This window comes from Grimontia sp. SpTr1 (genome assembly GCF_947387585.1).
GTDB lineage: Bacteria > Pseudomonadota > Gammaproteobacteria > Enterobacterales > Vibrionaceae > Enterovibrio > Enterovibrio indicus.
In genome coordinates this window covers 121,701-134,336 of record NZ_CANDOD010000003.1, presented here as the reverse complement: position 1 = coordinate 134,336, position 12,636 = coordinate 121,701, and the positions used below count along the sequence as shown (strand labels likewise).

Sequence of the window (12,636 nt, the reverse complement as noted above, 5' to 3'; positions counted from 1 at the left end):
CTCTCATCGCGATTTCTTTTTTATCAATAAGGTCTTACGCGAATGCTTCCCGGCATGCTTTATATCTTCCTGCCTCTGGTCGTTGGCTATTTCATTACGATCAAAAAGGCATCCTTGCTCGAAAAAATCAATCGTTCCACGTCCCATCTTGTCTTTGTTATTCTTGGCTTAATGGGGCTCAGCCTTGCTGCGCTGGATAACCTTTCCAGCAACCTCAATCAGATCCTACTTCTTGCAGTCACCTTCTTCTTTTGTATCGGAGTCTTTAACCTTTTAGCGCTGCCGCTTTTAGATAAGGTACTCAAAACTAAAACCGAACAGCACAAACGTGAAGTACCGATTACTGCTATGGCAAAGGAGTCCATCAAACTGGTGTTTGTCGTGGGTGGTGGCCTCATCCTCGGATTAGTTCTTCCAATTCCTTTGGATTGGGTAGATCCTGCCAGCGAAGGTATTCTGCTTATCCTTCTTTTCCTGATTGGCATTCAGCTTCGCAACAGTGGCATGACACTAAAACAAATTATTCTGAATAAGAAAGGGCTGAGTGTTGCGCTGATTGTCATCGTTACTTCCTGGCTGGGTGGGCTTCTCGCTGCTTGGATTCTCGACCTTCCCTACAACTATGGTTTGGCGATGGCTTCCGGATTTGGTTGGTATTCTCTGGCGGGGATTTTGATGGGTGATGCGCTTGGCCCTGTTTATGGTGGCGCCTCATTTATGCTGGAACTTTCTCGCGAGCTTGTCGCGATTATTCTTATTCCTCTGCTTATTGCCCGTTACCCTCTCACCGCTATCGGTTACGGCGGCGCGACCTCAATGGACTTTACCCTTCCAATCATTCAAACCACGGGCGGCGTGAAGTGTGTACCTATTGCTATCGTCAGTGGGTTTATCCTGAGCTTACTGGTTCCGATACTCATGTTGTTCTTTGTCGCTCTATGATGAATAACGCGACGAGATGACAAAGAAAAAGGAGAGCCGAAGCTCTCCTTTTTTAATAGCGAGGGGGAACGCTATTATCAATTAGTTGTTACGGATCCACTCGTCCATGTCTGATTTCAGGTTGTCAGACTTGGTACCGAAGATAGCCTGAACACCGCCACCAGCCATTACTACGCCAGCCGCACCCAGTTTCTTCAGTTGGTCTTGGTCAACTTTATCAACGCTTGCTACAGCGACACGCAGACGTGTGATACATGCGTCCAGACCCGTGATGTTGTCTTTACCACCGAATGCCATAACCAGGTTCTTCGCCATTTCAGATTCTGAACCCGCAGCCGCTGTCGCAGTCTCATCTTCGTCTTCACGACCTGGAGTTTTCAGGTCCAGCTTCACGATAGCAACACGGAATACGATGTAGTAGAACACTGCGTAGCACAGGCCCAAGATTGGGAACAGCCACATTTTCTGAGAGTTCGCAGACAGCACCACAAAGTCAATCAGACCGTGTGAGAATGACGTACCGTGAACCATACCCAGCATGTTGGTCAGTACGAATGCAGTACCTGCCAGAATTGCGTGGATAACGTACAGAACTGGTGCAACGAACAGGAATGCAAACTCAATTGGTTCGGTGATACCTGTCAGGAATGAAGTCAGCGCTGCTGAAACCATGATACCACCCACTTTCGCGCGGTTTTCTGGTTTCGCGGTGTGCCACATTGCAATCGCTGCTGCAGGCAGACCATACATCTTGAACATGAAGCCACCAGCCAGCTGACCGAAGCCATTACCCGCTGCGCGAGACGCCGCGTCTGCTTCCAGATAACAAGTCAGTACACCAGTACGCGCTTCGCCTGCAGCGTTCACACATGAGCCTGCTTCGAAGAAGAAAGGTACGTTCCAAACGTGGTGCAGACCAAATGGGATAAGAGAACGTTCAACGATACCGTAGATACCGAATGCTGCTACTGGGTTCTGGTTAGCTGCCCAGTGTGAGAATGCACCGATTGCAGCGCCGATTGGTGGCCAGATAACAGAAAGCAGCAGTGCCAGACCGATAGCACAGAAGCCGGTCATGATTGGAACAAAGCGCTTACCCGCAAAGAAGCCAAGGTAGTCAGGCAGTTGGATACGGAAGAAGCGGTTGAATGCCCAAGCGGCCACACCACCAACCAGAATGCCACCAAGCACACCAGTATCGATCTTCTCTACACCCATCACTTGTGCCATCACGCCCAGCGTGGCAGCCATGATGCCGTAACCAACGATTGCAGCTAGACCTGCAACACCGTCGTTATTGGTAAAGCCAAGTGCAACACCTACTGCAAACAGCAGTGGCATTTGGCCAAATACCGAACCACCGGCACTTTCCATGATTTGTGAAACAACAGAAGGCAGCCAGCTAAAGTCGGCAGCACCAACACCCAGCAAGATACCCGCAACCGGCAAAACCGATACAGGCAGCATCAGCGCCTTACCGACTTTTTGCATGTTCGCAAACAGGTTTTTAAACATAAAAACGCTCCTGATTAATATTGAGTTGCTTTTAAACTCAAACCGATGCGAGTTCTCGACAACCCAGTAACTTATGTAATTCGCTGAGTAATATAAGACTGCTCAGTTACAGTGACTACGTAACACGATTTTGTTGTTCAGAAAGTAAATATAGATCACACACAAAACAGTCTGGTTAGCACTTTTGATACTCTGTAAGTTTATGATTTAAATGGATTTAAATAAATATCGAGCTGAGATTGATTGATCTTCGTTCAACAAAATTTTGTTTCACTTTAAGTTATTTAATGTAACGAAATTAGTACTAAGTAACCTCTCTCCGTTACAGTGGGACTTATCACTTAACCCTATGTATTTGTTAATCTTTCATTGCTATACATTTACACCATGTATAGCTCGCAAACCCAGTCAGTTACTTTCAGTCCGATCTCTGCTTTGCCGTATATTTTCAGTTCAGTTCTGGCTAGACAGGAATAAAGATGAAAATAATAAAACGCTTTGCTTGCTTGATGTTGGTGGCTCTTGTCACCGGCTGTCAAAGCACTTTGATTGATCAGCCATTCAGTGCCGATAGCAGTTGGCAGACCCAGACATTAGAGAATGGATTGATTGTTCACATTAAGGAGTTGCCCAACCAAGCCGTATCCACACGCTTCATGGTTCGCACAGGTTCAAGAGACGAGGCTGAAGATCAGAAAGGTTACGCCCACTTCCTGGAACATATGGCGTTCAATGGCAGCGAAGCCTTCCCTAAGAATGAAATTGTCTCGCTGTTTGGCGACGAAGGTGTGGCTTTTGGTCAACATCTCAACGCGTTTACTTCATACACTCATACCGTCTACGAGGTAGACCTTCCTTCAAATGAGAAGCTCTCTGATACTTTGGCTTGGTATCGGGAAATCGCGACTTCACTGACGTTGGACCCCGAAGAGATCACCAAGGAACAAGGGGTAGTGTTAGGGGAGTTTCGCTTTTCTTTTCAGGGTCACAGCGACGCAAGCAGCGCCGATTTTGAAATCTATCGACTGATTGCCGAACAGCTATATAACGTCGACGAGGATGTCCTTGGTACCGAAGATAGCATCCGAAATGTCTCTGAAAATCGATTAAGAGATTTCTATCAAACCCACTACACACCAAGCCGCAGCGAAATTTTCATTGCAGGTGATGTCGATGCAGCTTCAACCCTCAAAGAGATCAGCGCACTCTTCGCGACCTGGACGGCGACAGATCAACAGGCTCCAATCCATAAAGTCTCTCCGCTAAGCCGTGGAGAAAACAGTTTCGTTCAGGTGAATGATGTTTCATTCCCCTCCACGACCTTGCTGTTTGATTTGGGCGAAAACCCAATGGAGACCGCAGCTGACTTTGAAAACTTTGCTGCCGCTAGTATTTTGTCGAATGCTATCAGCACACGCTTGAATGACCGTGCCAGAGATCTTGATGCTCCTGTACAAAGCACTCATGCACAATTGATTCAGTGGGTTGAGCGAACGATTCTTAGCATTCAGGTTTCTTACGAAACGTCGAATCAACTGGAAGCAATGCTGTTTCTTGGCCAAGAACTGGCCACCTTGCGTGATCAGGGACTGAGTACGCCAGAAATTGAGGCTCAAACCAGTGATTTCCTGAAGCTTGAGTCAACATTCGCTGACAACTATACCGCACGTAATTATGCCGAAGACCATGTCTTTTTCCGCATGATAGGCAGGCAGACTTTGTCACCGGAGACCTACAAGTCATTGTCGACCGTCTTCGTCAACCGTGCAGATAAAGCCTGGTTCAATAAAGAACTCAAATCATTGCTCTCGACTAAGGATGTACAATCGCTCGTTGCATTAGAACATCACATCGACCCTACTGAGCAAGTAAAGCAGGAACAACTGGCTTTAATTGCTGATATGCAAAAGGCGTTCAAGCAGACCGGTAATGTGTTAGTTCTGCCAGACGTGGTTTCGGACTTCCCTCAGCCTGACAAAACCGGTGAGATTGTGGCGATACAAGATCTCGATGCCAACACCACCGAATGGCAACTCAGTAATGGCGTTACTGTGTACCTGAGACACATGCCAAACTCAGGCGATGATGTTCATGTATATGCCGGTTCTAAAGGTGGCCTGGCAGCACTTCCGCCCTCCTTGCGCCCTGCGGGTCTGTTGATGCCGGGCGCTTATTCTGAAAGTGGTCTTGGCGGGCTCTCGTTCAATGACTACAACCGACTGATGGTCAAAGAGAATGCCTATATAGAGCCTATGGTATGGGAACACCTACATGGATTTTATGGTAGCTCCACCAAAGCCTCTTTACCCTTAGTGCTTGCTTCCATGTTCCAAGGCTTCCAGCACGCCATGCTGGACGAAGAGATGTTCGAACGCCATAAAGCGCAATTCATCAAGAATAACCGTCAATATCTTGAGTCCGTCGATGGTAAAGCACTGATGGCCGTCTCAAATGAAATCTATGATGAGAATTCAGTTCGCCACACTTTAACGCCTGAGGATTACGAAAAAGTCGGTGCTAATGATGTGGTAAAGGCTTACGACAACCTGATGAAAACCAATCGAGGGATTGTATATGTCATCGCTGGAGATATCGCTGTCGATGAATTCAAACCCCTTGCCCGAACTTATCTCGCTGGCATGACGTTCAAAGACTTGCCGTCTGAAGGCCTCTATGACGTGAAGTTAGAGCCGAAAAAAGACGAACTCACCATTGCTTTTGGTCCCAAAGGTAACAATGTGGAGCTGTTTACCATGTTCGCCCGGGATGCGGAGAAAAAAACCACCAAAGACTATTTCCTGGCTGATATTGCGGGACGCATTCTTACCACTCGCCTGACAGAACAAGTCCGAGAGACAGGGAGTTTAGATTATTCTCCCTACTCGTTTGTGGTGTGGCCTGAAGGTGCAGATACTCAGCAATTACTTATTGTCATGAGCTCTTCAATCATAAAACGAAAAGAGGCACGAGATGCGCTGAATAAGATAGCCGACTCTATTGGACATGGAGCGACACCAGAGGAATTCAGCAGTACCTCCAAGCAGTTATCTCATGCTCTACAAGATGGATTATCACAACCACAAGAGCAGGCGCGGATGATGTTTAATTATGTGCTCGCAGATGCGGACCCTCTGGCAGTGGTTAACCCTGACAGCGTCATTGACGCATTAACACAAGAAGATATAAACCAATATCTGAAAGCATTTACGTCAAAATCCGCCATCCGGATAGACGTGACAAATTTGCCGTCAGCACCATAAATGCGAAAAGCCGGGGATATATAATCCCCGGCTTTTCGTTATATTTACCTATTATCACTTTTTCGCCTGAGAAAACAGCTTAAAGAAGTTCTCTGTGGTGACCTTGGCCACTTCATCGCCAGATACGCCTTTCAGCAGTCCCACATATTCTGCGACTTCACGCACATACGCAGGCTGGTTTTCCTTGCCACGGAATGGAACTGGTGCCAGATAAGGCGAGTCCGTTTCTACCAGCAGTCTTTCCAATGGCAGGCGACGCACTACGTCTTTCAGTTCAGAGGCTTTGTTAAAGGTAACAATGCCTGAAATAGAAATGTAGAAGCCCAGCTCAATCGCTGCTTCTGCCATTTCGTAGCTTTCGGTAAAGCAATGGAGAACACCACCGACTTTCTGCGCATTTTCTTCACGTAGAATTTGCAGCGTGTCTTCACGTGCCATACGGGTATGGATAATCAGAGGTTTGTTCAACTCCACTGCCAAACGAACGTGCTGACGGAAAGCGTCTTTCTGCTTTTCAGCCAGTTCAGGCTGGTAGTGATAATCCAGACCTGTTTCACCAATCGCGACCACGCGATCATCTGAAGCCAGCGCTTTCAGTGTGTCGTAATCAAAGCCTTCTTCGATATCCAGTGGATGAACACCACATGACGCGAACACATTATCGAACGGGCGAATCAACTCCATCATTTTTGGGAAACTTTTCAGCGTCACACCCACAGACAGCAGATAATCTACGCCGCGCTGTTTGGCGTTATCCACCACTGCGCCTACATCAGCGTGTAAATCTTCGTAGTTGAGTTTGTCGAGGTGACAATGCGAGTCGACTAGCACGTCTTTTTCTCCGATAGGTTTCTGACTAAAGCGGACGATTATACGATATTTGAAGCGGGATAGCTCACCATCCCGCGCTATTTAGGAAGCAGTAAATTCTGTCAGCCAGCGGCTGATAAGGAGCTCACTGTTGAGGCCGGTATGCTTTGAAAGCTCGGCTTTCAAGCGGTTCAGGGCCATCAGTTGTGACATGACTTTTGCCTGTGGTAAGGCCGACGCTAAGTTCTGGACAGTTTTCATATCATCACAGTGGACAATCGCTTCATCTGAGCCTTGCTGCACCTTGATGATATCCAGCATAAAGAAGCTCAACCATTGCAGTCCTTCCTGTTGCGCCTTGACGATAAGGTCAGTGACAGAAAAAAGGCCCTGCTTCTTAGTTACAAACTCAGCAAACGCATCGATTAATGCCTTGTGCTTACCGACGCTACCATCTTCAATAAATGCTTTTGCCGCTAAAGGTGCCCCGCGGTTAATACGCAGCACTTGCAGAGGAACAGACTCAAACAACTCGCCTTCAACCCAACGCTTCACCACTGATTCTTCCGGCAGTTTGGGTTTCCACTTATTACAGCGGCTGACAACCGTCGGTAACATGGTGTCCATCGATTGTGATAGGAGAATGAAGTGACAGTGCGATGGTGGCTCTTCCAGTGTTTTCAGCAGTGCGTTGGCGGCCGCTTCACCCATTCGGTCCGCATTTTGAATCAAAATAACACGTTGGCCTCCAAGCTGAGAGGTTTCCCACGCGTATTGATTGCCTGCACGAACCGCATCGACACCCAGTTGTTTGCCTTCAGATTCTGGTTTCAACCAGTGGAAGTCTGGGTGCGTATCAGCATCAAACAATTGGCAGCTATGGCACATGCCGCAAGGCTCAGTGACCCCATTCTTACAAAGAATGGTTTTCGCCAGGATGGCAGCAAGTTCTATCTTGCCACTTCCTTTTGGTGCGCTCAGAAGCACAGCGTGATGCAAGCGATCCTGACCGAGCAATTGCTGCCAGTTTTGCCAGATTTCCTGATGCCAAGGATAGAGCTTAGCCTGCATGATTCAGCCAGTTCTCCAGTGCCTTACGAATATCTGCCGATACCGCGTCAATGTCCTGCGAAGCATCGATAATCACAACGCTGTCGTCGGACTCTGCCAGCTCAAGGTAACGAGCACGGGTACGATGGAAGAAGTCCAGCTTCATCTTTTCAATCCGATCCAATTCGCCACGTGCTTTTGCACGTTGAAGGCCAATTTCAGGATCAAGGTCAAGATACAGCGTAAAGTCAGGACGGAAGTCGCCCAATACGGTGTCGCGAAGGTTCTGCATCAGATCCTGATCGAAGCCGCGACCACCGCCTTGATAAGCTTGTGATGACATATCATGGCGATCGCCCACCACGCAGGCGCCTCTGGCAAGTGCTGGCTTGATAACGTTATCAACCAATTGAATGCGCGCCGCGTAAAGCAGCAACAGCTCCGCCATGTCGGTTAAAGGTTCATCGGGGTGCCCCTCTTTCACCAATGCACGCATTTGCTCTGCGAGTGGCGTTCCACCTGGCTCGCGGGTGGTTTCAATGTCTGAAATACCTTGGGTTTTCAGTGTCTCGATAACGTTGCGGATTGCTGTGGTTTTACCCGCGCCTTCCAGACCTTCAACGACGATAAATTTTCCGTTACTCATTGGCTTCTTAATACTTTTAAATACTCTCTCACTGCGCGGTTATGCTGTGCGAGTGTTTTGGAAAACGTATGGCCACCATAACCGTCGGCCACAAAATAGAAATATGGGGTATCTGCAGGGTTTGCTGCAGCAATAATAGACGCTTTACCCGGCATTGCGATTGGCGTTGGTGGCAAGCCGAAAATTACGTAGGTGTTGTATGGCGTTGGGGTGCGTAAATCTTTCTTACGTATGTTGCCGTCATAGCTGTCACCCATGCCGTAAATGACTGTTGGGTCAGTTTGCAGACGCATTCTCTTATTTAGGCGGTTAACAAAAACAGAAGCGACTTTTCCACGCTCTTTATCAACTGCTGTTTCTTTCTCGATAATAGAAGCGAGCGTCAACAAATCGTAAGCCGACTTGATGGGTAACCCTTCCTGACGCGAACCCCAAGCTTCATCCAGTGCAGCTTGTAACTGGGTCGCGGCACGTTTCAGGATGGAAAGCTCACTTTGACCGGCCACATAGTGATAGGTCTCAGGTAAAAGCAGACCTTCTACTTTCTCACCTTCCAACCCTAGTTTTTCTGCAATTTGTGCTTCAGTCAGATCGGCAGTGTCATGGGTCAGGTAATCTGTTTCCGCCAGTTGCTCACGCCACTCTTTAAAGGTGCTGCCCTCTACAAAGGTAATGGTGAACTGGTGTTCTTTTCCAGTACGCACTAAAGCAAAAAGCTCAGCAAGACTGATACCAGGCTGAACCTGAAAAGTGCCCGCTTTCAGTTTGGTCAATTCCGGATGGGTTTTCGCTGCCCAACGCGACCATTGAGAGGCATCAATAACGCCATCTGAAACCAGTTTGCGCGTGAATGAGTGATAGTTTGACCCTTCAGGTACATTCACCAACAAGGTTTCTGTCGGTTTAATATCACTGTTAACGTAATTTTCGATTTGGGTGTAAGCCCAATATGCGCTGCCGGCAGCCGCCAGCGCTAAAAACAATACAATCAGCGCAAGTTTCTTAATCACACATCCAACCTTAAGGCGATCGCGCTAGAAGCATCGAAGTCGCGGTAGTTTTTCCCTTCAAGACAGTGAACAGGCACGACACCCATTACTGCGTTTGTTATGAATATCTCGTCTGCTTTCAGCAAACTGTCAGGCGTTTCCAATACTTCCTTGGTGGCGTAACCCAGCGCTTGGGCCACTGAGATAACCTGAGCCCGCATAGTACCAGCAACACCGGAAGTAGTAAGTAAAGGTGTGTACAAGGTTTGGTCAATTCGCCAAAAAATATTTGAGGCTGAGGTTTCAATGACATGTCCGTTCATGTCACAGGCTATACCATCCTCTGTGCCACAGTTTTCGACCTCTCGCTTGAGCATGACTTGCTCTAGGCGGTTAAGGTGTTTGAGGCCTGCTAATGGAGATTGGCCAATACGTTGTTCCAATAGAGACAGTGAAATGCCCGTTTTCCGCCAGGACAGATACTGTGTTGGAAATGGATGAGATGAAACCGTCACTGTTGGCTTGTTGCAACCCGCCGCACTATAGCCACGACCGCCAGAGCCTCTGGACACAATGACTTTCAGTATTGCCCTTTCAGTACCTTTAAGTGAATCAGCAACAGTGTCGACCCACTGATATAACGATGACCAATCTACGCCTTCAATGTGCAGCGCAGAAACGTTTTGCTCGAGGCGCGCTTTATGTCGACCCCAGTCACAAGCCTGACCATTTTTCACCAAGACAGTGGTGAACACACCATCACCATACTGAAATGCCCGGTCACTGAAAGCTACGGTATCTACTTGCTGTCCATTTATGAGGATCATCCGTATTCCCTGCACAATAAAAAACGGCTCGGTCACAAGTCCCGAGCCGTTGCATTCTATCAAAAAAACCTTCTTCGCCAAAAAATCCGGCGAACAAAAAGACTTAGATTTTCTTGAAGATAAGTGAACCGTTGGTGCCACCGAAGCCAAATGAGTTACACAGCGCGTAATCCATTTTCACTTGACGTGCTTCATGCGGAACGTAGTCAAGGTCACAGCCTTCGTCTACGTTGTCCAGGTTGATCGTTGGCGGTACTGCTTGGTCAACCAGAGACATTGCAGTAATGATCGCTTCAACTGAACCCGCTGCGCCCAGAAGGTGACCCGTCATAGACTTGGTAGAAGATACCAGCGCCTTGTCCGCAGCAGCGCCAAGCGCCAAACGAATACCTTTGGTTTCAGCAACGTCACCAGCAGGCGTTGATGTACCGTGTGCGTTGACGTAACCAATTTCTTCTGGAGAAATGCCCGCGTCGCGGATAGCGGCGGTCATCGCCAGAGCGCCACCTGAACCGTCTGCACTTGGCGAGGTCATGTGGTAAGCATCGCCACTCATACCGAAGCCAACCAGCTCACAGTAGATTTTCGCGCCACGCGCTTTAGCATGCTCGTACTCTTCGAGAATCATCATGCCTGCACCGTCACCCAGAACAAAACCGTCGCGGTCTTTGTCCCAAGGGCGTGATGCTGCTTGTGGGTCATCATTACGGGTAGACAGTGCTTTCGCTGCTGCGAAGCCGCCAATACCCAGTTCGGTCGATGCTTTTTCTGCACCACCTGCAACCATTGCGTCAGCATCGCCGTATGCAATCATGCGAGCTGCGTGGCCAATGTTGTGCAGGCCAGTGGTACATGCGGTCGAGATCGCGATGTTTGGACCGCGAAGACCGTAATTAATAGAAACGTGACCGGCGATCATATTTACGATGGTCGACGGTACAAAAAATGGGCTGATTTTGCGTGGGCCTTTTTCGACATACGCACGGTGGTTAGTCTCAATCAAACCAAGACCACCAATACCAGAGCCGATGGCTACACCAATTCGGTCTGCATTTTGTTCTGTGATCTCCAGACCAGAATCTTTAAGTGCTTGCACACTTGCTGCGATGCCGTACTGGATGAACAGGTCCATTTTTTTGGCATCTTTCTTAGAGATGTAATCTTCACTGTTGAAATCATTGACCAAACCAGCAAATTTAGTTGCAAAGTCGGTGGTATCGAAATGAGTGATACTCTGGATACCGCTCTGGCCAGCCAGCAGCGCTTTCCAAGATGATTCAACGGTGTTACCTACAGGCGATAACATCCCCATGCCAGTGACAACAACACGACGCTTAGACACGATGATATTCTCCGGAGAAAGGTGTTATTACGAAATTTCGGGGGTGGTATAAAAAACTCAGGCGGTCAAGGTGACCGCCTGGGAGGATCTTGTTCCGATTACTCAGAAGCGCTAACAACGTAGTCGATAGCCGCTTGTACAGTAGTAATCTTCTCTGCTTCTTCGTCTGGAATCTCGGTATCGAATTCTTCTTCCAGAGCCATTACCAGCTCAACGGTATCCAGTGAGTCTGCGCCCAGATCGTCAACGAAAGATGCTTCGTTTTTAACTTCTGCTTCGTCTACGCCCAGTTGCTCAACGATGATTTTTTTTACGCGTTCTTCGATGTTGCTCATATTAATACTATTCCTTACAAGATTCGCAGATGCGATATGTGCAGTAGTTTATTCAATAACGTGGAAGTTGCAACACCCGAAATGCTGGTCAAACCACGATTTGGCTGATAAACCATCGGATTTTGACCTGAATCATTTAGAGGTGCAACTTTATTGTTTAAATCATGTACATGCCGCCGTTGACATGCAGTGTTTCACCCGTGATATACGCTGCATCATCTGATGCAAGGAATGCGACAGTCGCCGCAATTTCACGTGGATCACCCAGACGACCTGCCGGTACCTGAGCCAATGTCGCTGCACGCTGATCATCGTTCAGCGCTTTAGTCATATCGGTTTCGATGAAACCTGGGGCCACAGTATTTACAGTAATCCCACGTGATGCAACTTCACGTGCCATAGATTTGGTGAAGCCCACAACTCCAGCTTTCGCTGCAGCGTAGTTTGCCTGACCAGCGTTACCCATGGTGCCCACCACTGAGCCTACGTTGATGATGCGGCCTTTACGCTTTTTCATCATCGCGCGAAGCACGGCTTTCGACATGCGGAAGATAGACGTCAAGTTGGTGTCCATAATGTCCTGCCACTCATCGTCTTTCATTCGCATCAGAAGGTTGTCACGAGTAATACCTGCGTTATTTACCAGAATATCAATGTCACCAAACTCTTCTTTAATTGCTTTCAGCACTGCCTCAATGGATTCAGCGGAGGTTACGTTAAGTGCATAACCTTTGCCATTTTCACCCAGATACTCACTAATTGCTGAGGCACCGCTCTCAGAAGTTGCAGTACCTACAACAGTTGCGCCACGCTCAACCAGAAGTTCAGCAATTGCACGGCCGATACCGCGGCTCGCACCTGTTACAAGAGCAATTTTACCGTTCAGGTTCATCAGTTATCGTTCCTTTATTAAACAGCCA

The 12,636-nt window shown here is 48.1% G+C and carries 11 protein-coding genes; 2 read left to right on the top strand and 9 right to left on the bottom strand.

Annotated elements, in window-relative coordinates; translation table 11 throughout:
• Positions 1-42 precede the first annotated feature (42 nt).
• On the top strand, positions 43-942 hold the full coding sequence (locus tag QL223_RS07355; protein ID WP_281544334.1) for a lysine exporter LysO family protein: 900 nt from the start codon (positions 43-45) through the stop codon (positions 940-942).
• 81 nt (positions 943-1,023) lie between these two features.
• Here QL223_RS07355 and ptsG read toward each other — a convergent pair whose 3' ends face one another.
• On the bottom strand, positions 1,024-2,457 hold the full coding sequence (gene ptsG, locus QL223_RS07350; protein WP_281544333.1) for a PTS glucose transporter subunit IIBC: 1,434 nt from the start codon (positions 2,455-2,457) through the stop codon (positions 1,024-1,026).
• A 479-nt stretch (positions 2,458-2,936) separates the two neighbouring features.
• Between ptsG and QL223_RS07345 the strand changes: the two genes are divergently transcribed.
• A complete protein-coding gene (locus tag QL223_RS07345; RefSeq protein WP_002541736.1) occupies positions 2,937-5,717 on the top strand; it encodes a M16 family metallopeptidase in 2,781 nt (926 codons plus the stop codon).
• A gap of 54 nt (positions 5,718-5,771) precedes the next feature.
• Here the strand turns inward: QL223_RS07345 and QL223_RS07340 are convergent, their stop codons facing one another.
• The 8 genes from QL223_RS07340 to fabG all read right to left on the bottom strand — a co-directional run bounded on the left by QL223_RS07340 (position 5,772) and on the right by fabG (position 12,608).
• A complete protein-coding gene (locus QL223_RS07340) occupies positions 5,772-6,548 on the bottom strand; it encodes a YchF/TatD family DNA exonuclease (protein WP_002541735.1) in 777 nt (258 codons plus the stop codon).
• Between the two features lie 81 nt (positions 6,549-6,629).
• Positions 6,630-7,598 (bottom strand): DNA polymerase III subunit delta', encoded by a 969-nt coding sequence (holB, locus tag QL223_RS07335; protein WP_002541734.1) that lies wholly within the window; start codon positions 7,596-7,598, stop codon positions 6,630-6,632.
• Positions 7,588-8,223, bottom strand: coding sequence for a dTMP kinase (tmk, locus tag QL223_RS07330; protein WP_281544332.1), 636 nt, complete (start codon positions 8,221-8,223; stop codon positions 7,588-7,590). The genes holB and tmk overlap by 11 nt, the downstream gene beginning before the upstream one ends.
• Entirely contained in the window at positions 8,220-9,233 is a 1,014-nt protein-coding gene (gene mltG / locus QL223_RS07325) for an endolytic transglycosylase MltG (RefSeq protein WP_281544331.1), read from the bottom strand. Before mltG ends, tmk begins: the two co-directional genes overlap by 4 nt.
• Positions 9,230-10,039 (bottom strand): aminodeoxychorismate lyase, encoded by an 810-nt coding sequence (pabC, locus tag QL223_RS07320; protein ID WP_002541729.1) that lies wholly within the window; start codon positions 10,037-10,039, stop codon positions 9,230-9,232. Before pabC ends, mltG begins: the two co-directional genes overlap by 4 nt.
• Before the next feature lie 103 nt (positions 10,040-10,142).
• Positions 10,143-11,381 (bottom strand): beta-ketoacyl-ACP synthase II, encoded by a 1,239-nt coding sequence (fabF, locus tag QL223_RS07315; RefSeq protein WP_046305623.1) that lies wholly within the window; start codon positions 11,379-11,381, stop codon positions 10,143-10,145.
• Between the two features lie 98 nt (positions 11,382-11,479).
• Positions 11,480-11,716, bottom strand: a complete 237-nt coding sequence (gene acpP, locus QL223_RS07310) for an acyl carrier protein (protein WP_002541727.1) — start codon at positions 11,714-11,716, stop codon at positions 11,480-11,482.
• A 157-nt stretch (positions 11,717-11,873) separates the two neighbouring features.
• On the bottom strand, positions 11,874-12,608 hold the full coding sequence (gene fabG, locus QL223_RS07305) for a 3-oxoacyl-ACP reductase FabG (RefSeq protein WP_281544330.1): 735 nt from the start codon (positions 12,606-12,608) through the stop codon (positions 11,874-11,876).
• Positions 12,609-12,636: the final 28 nt, after the last annotated feature.